The organism is Streptomyces sp. NPDC086787, from assembly GCF_044745865.1.
Taxonomy (GTDB): Bacteria; Actinomycetota; Actinomycetes; order Streptomycetales; family Streptomycetaceae; genus Streptomyces.
In genome coordinates this window covers 129,868-145,074 of sequence record NZ_JBIVBC010000005.1, presented here as the reverse complement: position 1 = coordinate 145,074, position 15,207 = coordinate 129,868, and the positions used below count along the sequence as shown (strand labels likewise).

14 protein-coding genes are annotated in these 15,207 nt (G+C 73.0%); 7 read left to right on the top strand and 7 right to left on the bottom strand.

What is annotated here, in order from left to right:
- Positions 1–45: 45 nt before the first annotated feature.
- A complete protein-coding gene (locus ACIPK3_RS14945; RefSeq protein WP_402569700.1) occupies positions 46–2,601 on the top strand; it encodes a helicase-associated domain-containing protein in 2,556 nt (851 codons plus the stop codon).
- A 110-nt stretch (positions 2,602–2,711) separates the two neighbouring features.
- A complete protein-coding gene (locus ACIPK3_RS14940) occupies positions 2,712–4,358 on the top strand; it encodes a DNA repair helicase XPB (RefSeq protein WP_402569698.1) in 1,647 nt (548 codons plus the stop codon).
- Between the two features lie 306 nt (positions 4,359–4,664).
- On the opposite strand, the gene ACIPK3_RS14935 is transcribed toward ACIPK3_RS14940, so the two are convergent.
- Positions 4,665–5,726: a glycosyltransferase 87 family protein gene (locus tag ACIPK3_RS14935; RefSeq protein ID WP_402570186.1), complete on the bottom strand. Its 1,062-nt coding sequence runs from the start codon at positions 5,724–5,726 to the stop codon at positions 4,665–4,667.
- Between the two features lie 141 nt (positions 5,727–5,867).
- Positions 5,868–6,047: a hypothetical protein gene (locus ACIPK3_RS14930; protein ID WP_402569696.1), complete on the bottom strand. Its 180-nt coding sequence runs from the start codon at positions 6,045–6,047 to the stop codon at positions 5,868–5,870.
- A gap of 367 nt (positions 6,048–6,414) precedes the next feature.
- Here ACIPK3_RS14930 and ACIPK3_RS14925 point away from each other — a divergent pair, with 367 nt between their 5' ends.
- The gene (locus tag ACIPK3_RS14925) at positions 6,415–8,379 is read left to right on the top strand and encodes a HelD family protein (RefSeq protein WP_402570184.1); all 1,965 of its coding nucleotides are present in this window, start codon (positions 6,415–6,417) and stop codon (positions 8,377–8,379) included.
- Here the strand turns inward: ACIPK3_RS14925 and ACIPK3_RS14920 are convergent.
- Entirely contained in the window at positions 8,376–9,089 is a 714-nt protein-coding gene (locus ACIPK3_RS14920) for a copper homeostasis protein CutC (RefSeq protein WP_402569694.1), read from the bottom strand. The genes ACIPK3_RS14925 and ACIPK3_RS14920 overlap by 4 nt on opposite strands.
- A gap of 122 nt (positions 9,090–9,211) precedes the next feature.
- On the opposite strand from ACIPK3_RS14920, the gene ACIPK3_RS14915 reads away from it, so the two are divergent.
- Positions 9,212–9,883: a hypothetical protein gene (locus ACIPK3_RS14915; RefSeq protein ID WP_402569692.1), complete on the top strand. Its 672-nt coding sequence runs from the start codon at positions 9,212–9,214 to the stop codon at positions 9,881–9,883.
- Between the two features lie 10 nt (positions 9,884–9,893).
- Positions 9,894–10,964, top strand: a complete 1,071-nt coding sequence (locus ACIPK3_RS14910; RefSeq protein WP_402569690.1) for a GNAT family N-acetyltransferase — start codon at positions 9,894–9,896, stop codon at positions 10,962–10,964.
- A 55-nt stretch (positions 10,965–11,019) separates the two neighbouring features.
- On the opposite strand, the gene ACIPK3_RS14905 is transcribed toward ACIPK3_RS14910, so the two are convergent.
- Together ACIPK3_RS14905 and ACIPK3_RS14900 are read right to left on the bottom strand one after the other, a co-directional pair.
- Positions 11,020–11,295 (bottom strand): DUF4031 domain-containing protein, encoded by a 276-nt coding sequence (locus ACIPK3_RS14905; protein WP_402569688.1) that lies wholly within the window; start codon positions 11,293–11,295, stop codon positions 11,020–11,022.
- Complete coding sequence (locus ACIPK3_RS14900; protein ID WP_402569686.1) at positions 11,292–11,675, bottom strand: hypothetical protein; 384 nt, start codon at positions 11,673–11,675, stop codon at positions 11,292–11,294. Before ACIPK3_RS14900 ends, ACIPK3_RS14905 begins: the two co-directional genes overlap by 4 nt.
- A 164-nt stretch (positions 11,676–11,839) precedes the next feature.
- On the opposite strand from ACIPK3_RS14900, the gene murQ reads away from it, so the two are divergent.
- Both murQ and ACIPK3_RS14890 read left to right on the top strand, forming a co-directional pair.
- The gene (gene murQ, locus ACIPK3_RS14895; protein WP_402569685.1) at positions 11,840–12,787 is read left to right on the top strand and encodes an N-acetylmuramic acid 6-phosphate etherase; all 948 of its coding nucleotides are present in this window, start codon (positions 11,840–11,842) and stop codon (positions 12,785–12,787) included.
- Positions 12,788–12,818: 31 nt separating this feature from the next.
- The gene (locus ACIPK3_RS14890; RefSeq protein WP_402569683.1) at positions 12,819–13,388 is read left to right on the top strand and encodes a hypothetical protein; all 570 of its coding nucleotides are present in this window, start codon (positions 12,819–12,821) and stop codon (positions 13,386–13,388) included.
- A gap of 16 nt (positions 13,389–13,404) precedes the next feature.
- Here the strand turns inward: ACIPK3_RS14890 and ACIPK3_RS14885 are convergent, their stop codons facing one another.
- Positions 13,405–14,529 (bottom strand): NADH:flavin oxidoreductase, encoded by a 1,125-nt coding sequence (locus tag ACIPK3_RS14885; RefSeq protein ID WP_402569681.1) that lies wholly within the window; start codon positions 14,527–14,529, stop codon positions 13,405–13,407.
- A gap of 383 nt (positions 14,530–14,912) precedes the next feature.
- On the bottom strand, positions 14,913–15,122 hold the full coding sequence (locus ACIPK3_RS14880) for a hypothetical protein (protein ID WP_402569679.1): 210 nt from the start codon (positions 15,120–15,122) through the stop codon (positions 14,913–14,915).
- Positions 15,123–15,207 lie beyond the last annotated feature (85 nt).

Sequence of the window (15,207 nt, the reverse complement as noted above, 5' to 3'; positions counted from 1 at the left end):
CGGACGAAGGTAGCGCAGGCCCGGACCGCCGGTACCGTAAGTCAGATGAGCACCGAGGACCGCCCGGCGCCCCGCTCCCTCGCGGAGGCGCTCCGCGCACGGGACGACGATTCCCTGGCCGCGCTCCTGCGCAGCCGCCCTGACCTCATCACGCCCGTCCCCACCGACCTCACCCAGCTCGCCACCCGCGCCGGAACCCGCGCCTCGGTGCTGCGCGCCCTGGAGCGGCTGGACCGCTTCGCGTTGCAGACGGCCGAGGCGCTGGCGGTGGCGGCGGACCCGGCAACGTACGGCGAACTCCTGGGCCTGATGGCCGGTGACGCCCGGACGGATCCCGCCGTGGTCGACGCCCTCCCCCGGGCTCTGGCCGACCTGCGTGAACAGGCCCTGGTCTGGGGCGACGACGAGCGGCTCCGCCTGGTGCGCACGGCCCGCGAGGTGCTGGCCCCGTCGCCGCAGCACCCCTCCCCGACGGGGCTCGGCCCGACCGTGCGGGAGGTGACCGCCGCGATGTCGCCGGGCCGGGTCCAGGAGATCGTCGCCACCGCGGGCCTGTCCTCGACGCATGACGCGGTCTCCGCCTCGGCGGCGCTGGCCGAGCTCTTCACGGACCGCGCACGGATGGCCGTACTGCTCGGCACGGCGCCCGAGGAGTCGCTGGAGGTACTGACCCGACTGGTCTGGGGGCCGCCGTACGGACAGGTCACCGCCGATCCGGCGCCCCGGCTGCGCTGGCTGCTGGACCGGGGCCTGCTGCTGCCGACGGCGCCCGGCACCGTCGTACTCCCCCGCGAGGTCGCCCTGCATCTGCGTGAGGGCCGCGCCCACCGCGCGCCCGAGGCCGTACCGCCCGCCGTCGAACCGGCCGCGGCGCACGCTCCGCAGCTGGTGGACGCGACGGCGGCCGGGCAGGCGTACGGCACGCTCGCGACCGTCGAGGAACTGCTGAAGGACTGGGACGAGGGCGGGCCCGCGGTGCTGCGGGCGGGCGGCCTGAGCGTGCGGGACCTGAAGCGGACCGCTGTCGCGCTGGACGTGTCCGAGCCCGTCGCCGCCTTCTGGGTCGAACTCGCCTACGCGGCGGGCCTGCTGGCCTCGGACGGCGAGGCCGACGAACGGTATGCCGCGACCCCCGCCTACGACGAGTGGCTGACGGCGCCCCCGGGCGAGCGCTGGGCACGGCTCGCCGGGGCGTGGCTGGTGGCGACCCGCACACCGGGGGTGGTCGGCGGGCGGGACGCGAAGGACCGCGCGCTGTCGGCGCTGGGCCCGGGGCTCGACCGCTCGGCCGCGCCGGAGGTACGGCACCGGGTGCTGTCCCTGCTGGCCGCGCTCCCGGAGGGTTCGGCACCCGTCCCCGGCTCGGTGCTGGCCCGGCTGGGCTGGGAACGCCCGCTGCGCGGCCCGCAGAACGACGACGACCTGCGCTCCCGCCTCGCCAAGTGGACGCTGGAGGAGGCCGAACTGCTCGGCGTCACCGGACGCGGGGCGCTGTCCGCGCACGGCAGGGCGCTGCTCGGCGCACCCGCGCCCGGCCGTCCCGCGCCCGCCCCGTCGGCCGGCGAACCCTCCGGCCCCGGCGACAAGCTGCCCGCCCACCACCATCACCACCGCCCGCCCGTGCCACTGGCGCCGCTCTCGCCGCCCGAGCGGGAGGTGGCCGCCGCCGCGGCCGGCCGCATCCTCGCTCCCCTCCTGCCCGAGCCGCTCGACCACGTGCTGCTCCAGGCCGATCTGACGGCGGTGGCCCCCGGCCCGCTGGAGCGTCCGCTCGCGGAGACGCTGTCGGTACTCGCGGACGTGGAGTCGAAGGGTGGTGCCACGGTCTACCGCTTCACCCCCGCCTCGGTACGCCGCGCCCTCGACGCCGGTCGCGCGGCCGCCGACCTGCACGCCTTCCTGTCCGCCCACTCCCGCACACCGGTGCCGCAGCCGCTCGCCTATCTGATCGACGACGTGGCGCGCAGACACGGCCATCTGCGGGTGGGCGCCGCCTCCGCCTACGTCCGCTGCGACGACGACGCCGTGCTGAACGAGATCCTCGCCGACAAGCGCGCGGCCGCACTGCGCCTGCGCCGTCTCGCACCGACCGTGCTGGCCGCCCAGACCGACCCGGCGACGCTCCTGGACGGCCTGCGCGCGATGGGTTACGCGCCCGCCGCCGAGTCCGCCGAGGGCGACGTCCTGATCACCCGCGCGCACGCTCACCGCACCCCGCCCCGCACGGCCCCCGAACCGGTCCCGGACGGCCCGCCGGCCCCGGACACCACCCTCCTCGCGGCAGCGATCCGGGCCATCCGCGCGGGCGACCTCGCCGCCACGACCCCGCGCAAGGCGACGGCCGGCGCCGCCCCGGCCGCGACCGGCGACCTCCCCCGCACCAGCGCGGCCGAGACCCTCGCCACCATGCAGGCCGCCGTCCTCACCGGCGAGGCCCTGTGGATCGGCTATGTCAACGCCGACGGCGCGGCCAGCCAGCGCGTCATCGCCCCGATCCGTGTGGAGGGCGGCTTCGTGACGGCGTTCGACCACACGGCGGACGAGGTCCGGACGTACCCGCTGCACCGGGTGACCGGGGTGGCGGAGCTGGCGGAGGACTGAGACGAACGACGCGGCCGGCAGCGGAGCCCGGTAGGGCACACTGGACGTTTGGGCCACACAGCTGGCCGAACTCAGATGGCCGGGGGATGGCCATACGAAAGGGTGACGCGTTGAACTCAGGACCGCTCATCGTCCAGTCAGACAAAACCCTGCTCCTGGAGGTCGACCACGAGCAGGCCGACGAGTGCCGCCGCGTCATCGCGCCGTTCGCCGAGCTGGAGCGGGCCCCTGAGCACATCCACACCTACCGGGTGACCCCGCTCGGGCTGTGGAACGCGCGGGCGGCCGGGCACGACGCCGAGCAGGTCGTCGACGCGCTGGTGAAGTACAGCCGCTATCCCGTGCCGCACGCACTGCTCGTGGACATCGCCGACACCATGGACCGGTACGGCCGGCTGACCCTCAGCAAGCACCCGGCCCACGGTCTGGTCCTGACCAGCACCGACCGGCCGGTGCTGGAAGAGGTACTGCGTTCCAAGCGGATCGCTCCCCTCGTCGGCGCCCGGATCGACCCGGACACCGTCGTCGTGCACCCCTCCGAGCGGGGGCAGATCAAGCAGACGCTGCTCAAGCTGGGATGGCCCGCCGAGGACCTCGCGGGATACGTGGACGGCGAGGCGCACCCGATCGAGCTGCGCGAGGAAGGCTGGGCGCTGCGCGCCTACCAGCGGCAGGCCGTGGAGAACTTCTGGCACGGCGGCAGCGGTGTGGTCGTCCTGCCCTGCGGCGCCGGGAAGACGCTGGTGGGCGCCGGGTCCATGGCGCAGGCCAAGTCGACCACGCTGATCCTCGTCACCAACACCGTCTCCGCCCGGCAGTGGAAGCACGAGCTGGTGAAGCGGACCACGCTCACCGAGGACGAGATCGGCGAGTACAGCGGTACGAAGAAGGAGATCCGGCCGGTCACCATCGCGACCTACCAGGTGCTGACCACCCGGCGGAAGGGTGTCTACCCCCACCTGGAGCTGTTCGACTCCCGTGACTGGGGCCTGATCGTCTACGACGAGGTGCACCTGCTGCCCGCCCCCGTCTTCAAGTTCACCGCCGACCTCCAGGCGCGCCGCCGGCTGGGGCTGACGGCGACCCTGGTGCGCGAGGACGGCCGCGAGTCGGACGTGTTCTCCCTCATCGGACCCAAGCGGTTCGACGCGCCCTGGAAGGAGATCGAGGCGCAGGGGTACATCGCGCCGGCCGACTGTGTCGAGGTACGGGTCAATCTCACCGACTCCGAACGGCTCGCCTACGCCACCGCCGAGGCGGAGGAGAAGTACCGCTTCTGCGCGACCACGGCCACCAAGCGGAAGGTCACGGAGGCGATCGTCCGGCGGTTCGCGGGGCAGCAGATCCTCGTCATCGGCCAGTACATCGACCAGCTCGACGAGCTGGGCGAGCATCTGAACGCCCCCGTGATCAAGGGCGAGACGTCCAACGCGCAGCGCGAGAAGCTGTTCGACGCCTTCCGGGAGGGCGAGATCAGCGTGCTGGTCGTCTCGAAGGTCGCGAACTTCTCCATCGACCTGCCGGAGGCCACGGTGGCCATCCAGGTGTCGGGCACCTTCGGCTCCCGCCAGGAGGAGGCCCAGCGCCTCGGCCGGGTCCTGCGCCCCAAGGCCGACGGCCACCAGGCCCACTTCTACTCCGTGGTCGCCCGCGACACCATCGACCAGGACTTCGCCGCCCACCGCCAGCGCTTCCTGGCAGAACAGGGATACGCGTACCGAATCATGGACGCGGACGAGATCCTGGCGGACGGCTGAGCGAAAGCCGACACCGGCGGACGCCGAGCGAAGACCGAACCCGGACGGACCCTGAGCGAAAGCCGAACCCGGCGGACGCCGAGCGAAGACCGAACCCGGGCAGACCCTGAGCGAAAGCCGAACCCGGCGGACGCCGAGCGAAGACCGAACCCGGACGGACCCTGAGCGAAAGCCGAACCCGGCGGACGCCGAGCGAAGACCGAACCCGGGCGGACCCTGAGCGAAAGCCGAACCCGGCGGACGCCGAGCGAAAGTCGAGTGTCGGTCCGGCCGAGGGGCGGTCATGTCGTGCGCGCCGGGTGTGGATCACGCCTCCCGGGGGCGCCGGGCCGTGGCCGGCCGTCGGCGTTGCCCGGGTCGGAGGGCACCCGACCAGCCCACCAGCAGCGCCAGGCCCAGCAGCGGATAGGGCGCTGCGGCGGGCTGTGCCCACCAGGGCAGCCGCAGGTCCAGATCGCCCTGGTGCGGGAGCAGCCACATCGTGCGGGCGGTGAAGACGGCCAGGGTCAGCGCCGCCAGGCGGGTGCGGCCCTCCGCGAGGAGTACGGCGGTCAGCGGGACGCACCACACCCAGTGGTGGGACCAGCTCACCGGTGAGACGAGCAGGGCGGTGAACGCGGTGAGCAGGATGCCGTGCCGCTCCTCCCGGGCCCGTGCCGCGAGCCACAGCCCCAGCACCCCGACCACCGCCGCCGGGATCAGCCAGGCGAGCACCGGCGCGGGGTCGCCCGTCACCCGCGCGACCAGGCCCCGCAGGGACTGGTTGTCGACGATCCAGCCCTTGCCCACCCTTCCCGTCTCGTACAGCCGCCGCGTCCAGAAGTCCGCCGAGGCGGACGGGAGCAGCAGCACCCCCAGCAGGACCGTGCCACCGAAGGCCGCCGTCGCCGTGGCGGCCTCCCGGCGGCGGCCGGTCAGCAGCAGATGGATGACGAACACGGCCGGCGTGAGCTTGATCCCGGCCGCCACTCCCAGGGCCACGCCTGCGCCCCGAGCGCCCGTCGGCCGGGTGAGGTCCCACAGGACCAGGCAGGCGATGGCCAGGTTGACCTGGCCGAAGAGCAGCGTCTGGAAGACGGGTTCGAGCCACAGGGCGGACGCGGTGGCGGTGCACAGCAGCGGCAGGGTGATCGTCCGACCCGCGAGGCGGGCGGAGAGACGGACGAGACCGGCCAGCAGAAGCACGTTGACCACGAGGAACGACGTCTTCAGGGCTGGAACGCAGACCCAGGCGGCCGGTACGAAGAGGGCTGCCGCGAAGGGCGGATAGGTGGCCGGCAGGTGCCACTCGGTGACCGTGAAGCCGTAGAGATCGCCGCCGTGGAGGACGGCCTCGCCCTCGGCGCGGTAGACCAGTACGTCGGCCATCGGCGCGCGTTGCAGGAAGCAGAGGGCGGCGAAGGACGCGAGGGACGCGACCAGGAGGAGCGGGGGGAACAGGGGGGAGTGGAGGGGGAGGTGAAGGGGTGAGTCGGGTGACCGTTTCGGCACGTAGGCGACCCTATGGGGTCACCTGCGGCGTATGCCCGCCTCCTCGCCGTACTCGCCGAGGACGACCACGCCGAACGTCGCTTCCGCGAACACCTTGATGGCTCGCAGGGCGCTGCCGAGGCGGTGGTGGTGGGTGCCGTCGACCGCCGTGGCGCCGGACGGGTGACCGTTCGTTGGGGGAATGGTTGCTGCACTCATGTCTCCATGGTCCCTCCACACCCGCGTACCACGCATCGGCCTACGGGTCCAATCCCCAGGGCCTCCTTGTCCACCCCCAGATGGACTTCGTCCCCCTAGGGGATGGCCGAAAGAATGAAGATCACTGGCCGGGAACAGCCACCCGCACGGAAATATCCATTGGCCCTCCCCACCGCATCTCACTAGAATCCCCGCTCTTGCCCGCCTCCACACCGGAGTGCCGCCGCCCGGCCGGAACCGGACGGCATCCACGTCGCACCCTCACGTCGCACCGCCCCCTGGAGGCACCCCCTTGTCCACGTCCGCCACCGACCCCCTCGCCCGTGAGCGCTCCCACCTGGCCTCCTCCCGGGCCGCGCTGCGCGCCATGCGGGAGGACGTCGAGTCGCTCGACATCCGCGACGTCACCGCGAACTGGGTGAACGCCGAGGTCCTGGCCCGCCAGATCGACGAGCGGATCAAGGCGCTGGCCGACCTCAGCGACACCCCGCTGTTCTTCGGCCGCCTCGACTACCTGCACGCCCCGGGTGCCGACCGGGCGGAGGGCGCCGAGGGCGAGCGCTTCTACATCGGCCGCCGCCATGTGCACGACCACGACGGCGACCCGATGGTGATCGACTGGCGCGCGCCGGTGTCGCAGCCGTTCTACCGGGCCTCCAAGAAGGACCCGATGGACGTCGGGCTGCGCCGCCGCTTCGGCTACACGGGCGGGGACCTCACCGCCTACGAGGACGAGCACCTGTCCGACCCGGCGGAGGCGGCGGCGACCAGCAAGCTGCTCCAGCAGGAGATCGAGCGTCCGCGTGTCGGCCCGATGCGCGACATCGTGGCGACCATCCAGCCCGAGCAGGACGAGATCGTGCGGTCCGGGCTCTCCGGCACGGTCTGTGTGCAGGGAGGTCCCGGCACCGGGAAGACCGCCGTCGGCCTGCACCGGGTCGCGTATCTCCTCTACGCCCACCGGGAGCGGCTCGCCCGCACCGGCACGCTCGTGATCGGCCCGAACAAGTCCTTCCTGCACTACATCGAGCAGGTGCTGCCCGCGCTGGGCGAGCTGACGGTACGGCAGGCGACGGTGGACGACCTGGTCGCCCATGTGGAGGTGCGCGGCACGGACGACGCGGCGGCGGCGATCGTGAAGGGCGACGCGCGTATGGCGGAGGTGCTGAGGCGGGCCGTGTACGCGCACGTGACCATGCCGACCGAGCCGGTCGTGGTGGTGCGCGGCTCGCGGCGCTGGCGCGTGTCCGCCCACGAGCAGGAGGAGATCGTCCGCGAGCTGCTGGCCCGGGACATCCGCTACGGCGCCGCCCGCGACGCGCTGCCGCAGCGCGTGGCGCACGCGGTGCTGGTGCAGATGGAGCGGGCGGGCGAGGCCCCGGACGACCGGGTGCAGGACGCGGTCGCTCGCAACAGCGCGGTGAAGGCGATGGTCAAGACGGTGTGGCCGGCCGTCGACGCGGCGAAGCTCGTCCTGCGGTTGCTGACCGACGCGGACCTCCTGGCCGAGCACGCGGCCGGGGTCCTGGACGAGACCGAGCAGAAGACGATCCTGTGGGCGAAGCCGGTGCGCAGCGTGCGGTCGGCGAAGTGGTCGGCGGCGGACGCCGTGCTGATCGACGAGGTCACCGATCTGGTCGAGCGCACGCACTCGCTGGGGCATGTGGTGCTGGACGAGGCGCAGGACCTGTCACCGATGCAGTACCGGGCGGTGGGCCGCCGCTGCACCACCGGCAGTGCCACGGTCCTCGGCGACCTGGCGCAGGGCACCACCCCGTGGGCGACGCGGAGCTGGGACGAGGCGCTGGCCCACCTGGGGAAGCCGGACGGGATGATCGAGGAACTGACGGCGGGCTTCCGCGTGCCGACGGACGTCATCACCTACGCCTCCCGGCTCCTCCCCCACATCGCCCCGGGCCTCACCCCGGTCGCGTCGGTCCGTGAGAACCCGGGCTTCTTCGATGTCCGCGAGATCACCGGCCCGGCCGAGGTCATCGCCGCCTGCGCGGAACTGCTGCGCAACGAGGGCTCGGTCGGCCTGATCACGTCCGACGCCCAGGTCCCGGCCCTGGCCGAGGCCCTCACCACCGCCGGCATCGGTTACCTGTCCCCCGGCGAGGAGACCACCCGCGAAACCCGCCTCACCCTGGTCCCGGCCTCACTCGCCAAGGGCCTGGAGTACGACTACGTCGTCCTGGACGACCCCCGCTCGGTGGTGAACGCGGAACCGGACGAACGCACCGGCCTGCGCCGCCTGTACGTCGCCCTGACCCGAGCGGTGTCGGGCCTGATCGTGACCCACACGACACCGCTGCCGGAGCAGTTGGGCTAGGTCCCGCCCCCGCCCACGACCCCCGCGTCCAGCACCCGCCGCCACTCCCCCACCGCTCCCGCCGACACCGTCCCCGTCCAGCCCTCCGGGCGGGCGGCGCTGCCGATGTGGAAGGCGTTGACGCCTGCGTTCAGGAGGGTGGGGACGTGGGTGAGGCGGAGGCCGCCGCCGGCGAGGAGGGTCTGGGCGTAGCCGGGTTCGCCGCGGCGCAGTGCCTCGGTGCGCAGTGTGGGGAGGCCGTCGTCCACTCCGGTGGGCGCACCGGCGGTGAGGTAGGTGTCGAGGCCGGGCAGGTCGGCCAGTTGCTTGCGCAGCGCGTCGCGGTCCCCGCAGTGGTCGATGGCGCGGTGGAACGTCCAACGGCAGCCGTCGAGTTCGGAGACGACCCGTTCCACCGCCGCCAGGTCCGTCGAGCCGTCCGCGCCGAGGAAGCCGAGCACGAACTGGTCGGCCCCGGCGCCGCGGAGTTCCCCCGCCGCCCGCACCAGGCCGCCGACGTCCCCGGCCGCGAACCCGTCGGTCAGCCGCAGCATCACCCGCAGGTCGATGTCGACGGCGGCCCGGATCGCGGTGAAGGTCCGGGCGGGTGGGGTCAGTCCGTCCGCCGCCATGTCGGTGACCAGCTCAAGCCGGTCCGCACCCCCCGCCTGGGCGGCGACCGCGTCCTCGGGCCCGAGGGCGATCACCTCCAGGACTGCACGCCTGCTCATGGGACCCCTTCCGTCACCTACAGGTCTAGTCCAATGTCAGGGTACAGACCTGGCGTCCGCGTCGTCGCCCCTCTCGTACCCGGCCCGTACACAGCCCGGCGCGGCGCAGGCACAATGCCCCCATGGCCGACCTCAACGCCCTCAGTGCCCTCGGCGCCCGCTGGACCCGTGCCCTGGAAGGAGCCCGGGGGCACGCCGACGGGCCGGATCCGGCGCCGTACGCCGACAACCTGCTCGCCCGCTGGCAGGAGCCGCAGCGGCGGTACCACACGGTCGCGCACCTCACCGCGGTCCTGGACCACATCGACGTACTGCACGAACACGCGGCCGACCCGGACGTCGTACGCCTCGCCGCCTGGTTCCACGACGCCGTCTACTTCCCCGACCGTTCCGAGAACGAGGAGCGGTCGGCGCGGGCCGCCGAACGCGCGCTGCCCGAGGCCGGGGTGAGTGACGAGCGGACCGCCGAGGTGGCCAGGCTGGTACGGCTCACCGTCACGCACGACCCCGCCGACGACGACCGTGACGGCCAGGTGCTGTGCGACGCCGACCTGGCGATCCTCGCCGCGCCGCCGGACGCGTACGCCGCCTACACCGCCGCCGTCCGCGAGGAGTACCACTTCGTGCCGGAGGACGCCTTCCGCGCGGGCCGTTCCGCGATTCTGCGGCAACTCCTGGACCTGCCGAGGCTGTTCCACACCCCGTACGGGCAGGCCCACTGGGAGGCCGCCGCCCGCCGCAACCTCCGTGCCGAGCTGAAAATCCTGTCGCCCCCGGCGGATCCGGCCCCATAGTCTGCGGCCCATGCGTGCATGGAGCGGGACACAGGTGGAAGAGGCCGTCGCGGGATGTCTGGCGGCGCTGCGCCCTGCGGTGGACCGGGACTGGGAAACGGTGAAGGCCGGCAGCTCCGACTGGAGTTGCCACGAGACGGCGTTCCATGTCGCCGAGTGCCTGATCGGGTACGCCGGCAATCTGGCGGGCCGTGCCCAGCACGCCTACGTCCCCTTCGAGATCAGCCTGGACGAGGGCACCGACAACGCGGGCCTGCTGCATGTGATCGAGACGACCGGCGCCCTGCTCGCCGCGACGGTCCGCACCGCCCCGCCCGGCGCCCGCGCCTTCCACCCCTACCCGTTCCGCAGCGCCGACCGCGAGGGTTTCGCCGCGATGGGCCTCGCGGAGGTGTTGCTGCACACGCACGACATCGCCGAGGGCCTCGCACTCGACTACGCGCCCCAGGAGGAACTGGCCGAGTTCGTCCTGACCCGGATCTTCCCGCACGTCCAGCCCGGCCCGGACGCCTGGTCCACCCTGCTGTGGGCGACCGGCCGCGGTGACCTGCCCGGCCGCGCCCCGGTCACCGAGTGGCGCTGGCACAACAACCTGGTCATCCCGTCCGAACGCCTCGTCCTCACCGGCGTCCGCCCCGCCGAGGCCCGCGATCTGCGCCTCGGCGGCGACGGCGGCTTCGACTGGGTCGAGGGCGGCCCGTTCGAGGGCACGCGGGACGCGGCGGGGATGCTGGTCAAGGCGTACGAGGCGGGCGTGCACCGGCCGGAGTTCGGGGTGTTCGTGATGGTGCGGCCCGAGGACGGCCGCGCGGTCGGCGGCATCGGCTTCCACGGCGCCCCGGACGAGGAGGGGCTCGCGGAGATCGGATACGACCTCGCCGAGTCCGCCCGCGGCCAGGGCTACGCCACCGAGGCCCTGCGCGCGCTGTCCGGCTGGGCGCTGGCCCGCGACGACGTACGCACGGTGTTCGCCACCGTCGAGCGGGCGAACACCCCCTCCCACGCGGTCGTCACCCGGGCCGGGTTCACCAAGGTGAGCGAGGGCGAGGACGAGTTCGCCTACGAACTCCGGCAGGCCTGAAGCGTCATCGGCGAGGTGCGTTCCACCTCCCCCGCCTCCGCGGGGTGGGAGCCTCTCAGAACGCCTGAGGCCCGCTGCCCTTGCGTCTGCGCAGGCCGGAGCCGTGCAGCAGCCGTACCACCTGGCGGCTGTCCACCTCCACCGCTCCGGCGGCCACCACGTCCGCGTACCGGTGCGACGGAATGTCGTAGTGATCACGCTCGAAGGCCCGCCGGGGTACGCCCAGCCCCGCGGCGAACGTGTGCAGTTCGTCGTACGACACGTCGCTCACCAGGTGCGACCACAGGCGCCCGTGGCCGGGCCAGGTCGGCGGGTCGATGTACAGCGTCACGAGGACGCCGTCCCGCCCGTCGCCCGCCCCAGTGAGCCCACGGCGGCGACCTTCACACCCGCCTTGTGGCACACCCAGTGCGGATCGGGACCGAGTTCCGGCTCGACGTCGAGGGCGTGTGGGTCGCCGGAGCCGCACACCGGGCACAGCGGCCAGCGGCCGTGCCGGTCGAGCAGCGCGTCCTGTACGTCCTGTGCCACCAGTCCGGCCACGTACCCGACCCCGTCGGGCCACTGCTCGACCCACCAGCGGCGCTGTACGACGGAGTCCTCGACCAGGGACACGACGTCCGCCTCGGCGACCTGGCCCGCGACCAGGTCGGAGAGCACGAGGGCGCGGGCCGCGTGCAGCGCCTGTTCCAGGGGGCTTACGGGGTCCATGGTCCTATTGTGCGCGGTCTTGACCGCCGTACGGGCCGAAAATACGTTTCGCGGGTGACGGTGACCCGGTGGCCGGCCGCTCGTAGTGGACTGTCTGTTCGTCGGAGTCGCGCAGCGGACCCACGACACCCGCCGCACCAGACGTCCCGGAAAGAGCCACCCGCATGAACAACTCCATGAACGACCGCTTGAGCCGTCCCATGAACCCCGCCGAGCTGGAGACGCTGACCACCGAGGGCTTCCGCCCGGACCTCGCGGACATCGACCGGCTCCCCACCCTCGCCATCGCCCGCCTGATGAACGGCGAGGACGCCCGGGTGCCCGCCGCCGTCGCCGAACGGCTCCCGGAGATCGCGGCGGCCATCGACGCGATCGTCCCGCGCATGTCCCGGGGCGGCCGGCTGGTGTACGCGGGGGCGGGTACGGCGGGACGGCTCGGCGTGCTGGACGCGTCCGAGTGCCCGCCCACCTTCAACACCGACCCCACGCGGGTCGTGGGCCTGATCGCGGGCGGCCCGACGGCGCTGGTCACCTCGGTGGAGGGTGCCGAGGACTCCCGGGAGCTGGCCCGCGCGGACCTGGACGCGCTGGCCCTGACCCCCGACGACACGGTGGTCGGCGTCTCGGCGTCGGGCCGCACCCCCTACGCGGTCGGCGCGGTCGAGCACGCCCGCGCGCTGGGCGCGCTGACCGTCGGCCTGTCCTGCAACCGTGGAAGCGCGCTCGCGGCGGCGGCCGAGTACGGCATCGAGGTCGTCGTGGGTCCGGAACTGCTCACCGGCTCGACCAGGCTGAAGGCGGGCACGGCGCAGAAGCTGGTCCTCAACATGATCTCGACGCTCACGATGATCCGCCTCGGCAAGACCTACGGGAACCTGATGGTGGACGTCCGCGCCTCCAACGACAAGCTCCGGGCACGCTCCCGCCGTATCGTCGCGCTGGCCACCGGCGCCACCGACGAGCAGGTCGAGCGGGCCCTGTCGGAGACGGGCGGCGAGGTGAAGAACGCGGTCCTGACCATCCTGGCCGGAGTGGACGCCCCGACGGCGGCCCGCCTCCTGAAGAAGACGGACGGCCACCTGCGTGCGGCGCTGACGGACACCGACGGCTGATGAGGGGCACGCGGGTGGGAAGCTGGTGGGCATGAACCACGCCCAGCTCACCGCTCTCGGACGGGCCCTGCGACTGCTCGGGGAGCACGGGGAGGCGCTCACCGCCGAGACCCCGGACGCCAAGCTGCACGAGGTGCGGGCCGATCTGCGGCGGGCCGTGGACCTGCTGGACGAGAGCGTCAGCGGGGGCGCGCCCACCACCCGCTGTCCCGAGCACCCGACCGGCCCGGTGGACGAGGGCGCACCGGACCTGTGTCTGCTGTGCGAGACCCGGCGCCGGGCGGCGCGCCGCTCCCAGCTGCACGGGACCCGCCCCCGGGAGGGGGGCGCCGAGCCCGTGCCCTCCCGCTACGGCGTCCGCTCCGAACGTCCACAGGCCCAGCAGCGCTGGCTGCCGGAGATGTGGAACGGACGGGAGTGGCAGTTGTGCGGCACCCCGCGCCGGGACCGCCGCGAGGCCGAGCTGTACATCGCCGCCCAGCGACGCGGCTCCCGAGCCGCCATGGCCTACCGGCTCGTGCACGAGTTCACGGACTACGAGGTCCTGCGCGTCTGGGGCACACCCGTGCAGGTGGACATCGAGCCGATGGGAAACCTGTAGGCCGGACCAGGTCGGATCAGGTCAGCTTCTTCAGGGCCGCCGCGTCGAACGCCTTGAGCTCGGAGAAGCGGTCGCCGAGGACCTTCGCCGCCCACTCGGGGTCCTGGAGCAGGGCACGGCCGACGGCGACCATGTCGAACTCGTCGGCCTCCATCCGGTCGAGCAGGTTGTCGATGCTCCCCAGACCGGCGCCCTCGCCCGCGAAGGACGAGAGGAACTCGCCGTCCAGGCCGACCGAGCCGACGGAGATGACCGGCTTGCCGGTGATCTTCTTCGTCCAGCCCGCGAGGTTGAGGTCGGAGTCGTCGAACTCCGGGAGCCAGTAGCGGCGGGTGGAGGCGTGGAAGACGTCCACACCGGCGGCGGCCAGCGGGGTGAGGATCGACTCCAGCTCCTCCGGGGTCTCCGCGAGGCGGGCCGAGTAGTCCTGCTGCTTCCACTGCGAGTAGCGGAAGATCACAGGGAACTCCGGGGACACGGCCGCGCGGACCGCCGCGACGATCTCCGCCGAGAACTGGGCGCGGGCCACCGGGTCGCCACCGTAGGCGTCGGTACGGCGGTTGGTGCCCGCCCACAGGAACTGGTCCAGCAGATAGCCGTGGGCGCCGTGCAGCTCGACGCCGTCGAAGCCGATCCGCTCGGCGGCGGCGGCCGCCTCCGCGAACGCGGCGATCACGTCGTCCACGTCCTGCTGCGTCATGGCCCGGCCGGTCTGCTCGGCGCCCTCGGCCACCAGACCCGACGGGCCGACGGCGGGAGCGTCCGCGAACGGCGGTTCGCCCGCCTTGCGGACCATGCCGATGTGCCACAGCTGCGGCACGATCGCACCGCCCGCCGCGTGCACGGCCTCCGCGACCTTCGCCCACCCGGCGAGCTGCTCCTCACCGTGGAACCGGGGCACCCGGTCGCTCTGCCCGGCCGAGTCGTGCCCGACGTACGTCCCCTCGGTGACGATCAGTCCGACACCTGCGGCGGCCCGGCGCGCGTAGTACGACAGCACGTCCTCACCCGGGATGCCGCCCGGCGAGAACATGCGGGTCATCGGCGCCATCGCGATGCGGTTGCGGACGGTCAGCCCGTTCAGCGAGACGGGACGGGAGAGGAGCTGGGCCGCTCGGGAGGCGGTGTCAGTGACGGTCACGGGAAATCTCCTGGGCAGACAAGTCGGGTACCGGTCGGTATGTGCACACGCATGCACAGTCCGACGGGCTCAACCGTGCCATCCATCGCCGCATTCCCCAACCCGACTCCTGGAGATCTACGACACGTACGCCGTGGGCTCCCGGGGCTGACGACCCCCTCACGTCCGGGGCAACCGCACCTCCCTGTTCAGCCTGCGCACGCGCTCCCGCAGCACGTCACTCGGCGTCGCCTCCCACAGCTCCCCCGGCGGACAGTCCCACTCGACCCCACCGCCCACCGGCCTGAGCTGCACACACCCACCCTCCCGCCCCATGACCTCACCGACCCTGCCACTGCGCCCGTCCACGGCATACGACCCGACGGGCACCGGCACCTCGCCACTCACGCGTCCCCGCCCCGCTCCCGCAGCGCGGCGGCCAGCCGGGAGGCGACGCCCAGGTTGCAGCGGCCGAGGTCGACCAGGGCGTACGGGTCTCCGTACGCGCCGGTCACCGGATCGATCCGCAGGGACGGCAGGATGATCCCGACCTCCTTGAGCGCGGAGCGCAACCGCTCCACCGCCTCCTGGGCCGACTTCGCCGTGTTCGCCATAGTCCGTACCTCCACTCTGAGTATTCCTGTTCTGTACCCAGCGTGGCCATCAAGTCCCTAACCTGGCCAGAGACGGCGACCCAAC

Coding starts and splice junctions, on each gene's coding strand:
- ACIPK3_RS14945 (WP_402569700.1), top strand. CDS start 46: ATGAGCACCGAGGACCGCCCGGCGCCCCGCTCCCTCGCGGAGGCGCTC.
- ACIPK3_RS14935 (WP_402570186.1), bottom strand. CDS start 5,726: ATGGCCGACGTACTGGTCTACCGCGCCGAGGGCGAGGCCGTCCTCCAC.
- ACIPK3_RS14930 (WP_402569696.1), bottom strand. CDS start 6,047: ATGAGTGCAGCAACCATTCCCCCAACGAACGGTCACCCGTCCGGCGCC.
- ACIPK3_RS14925 (WP_402570184.1), top strand. CDS start 6,415: ATGCGGGAGGACGTCGAGTCGCTCGACATCCGCGACGTCACCGCGAAC.
- ACIPK3_RS14920 (WP_402569694.1), bottom strand. CDS start 9,089: ATGAGCAGGCGTGCAGTCCTGGAGGTGATCGCCCTCGGGCCCGAGGAC.
- ACIPK3_RS14915 (WP_402569692.1), top strand. CDS start 9,212: ATGGCCGACCTCAACGCCCTCAGTGCCCTCGGCGCCCGCTGGACCCGT.
- ACIPK3_RS14910 (WP_402569690.1), top strand. CDS start 9,894: ATGCGTGCATGGAGCGGGACACAGGTGGAAGAGGCCGTCGCGGGATGT.
- ACIPK3_RS14900 (WP_402569686.1), bottom strand. CDS start 11,675: ATGGACCCCGTAAGCCCCCTGGAACAGGCGCTGCACGCGGCCCGCGCC.
- murQ (WP_402569685.1), top strand. CDS start 11,840: ATGAACAACTCCATGAACGACCGCTTGAGCCGTCCCATGAACCCCGCC.
- ACIPK3_RS14890 (WP_402569683.1), top strand. CDS start 12,819: ATGAACCACGCCCAGCTCACCGCTCTCGGACGGGCCCTGCGACTGCTC.
- ACIPK3_RS14880 (WP_402569679.1), bottom strand. CDS start 15,122: ATGGCGAACACGGCGAAGTCGGCCCAGGAGGCGGTGGAGCGGTTGCGC.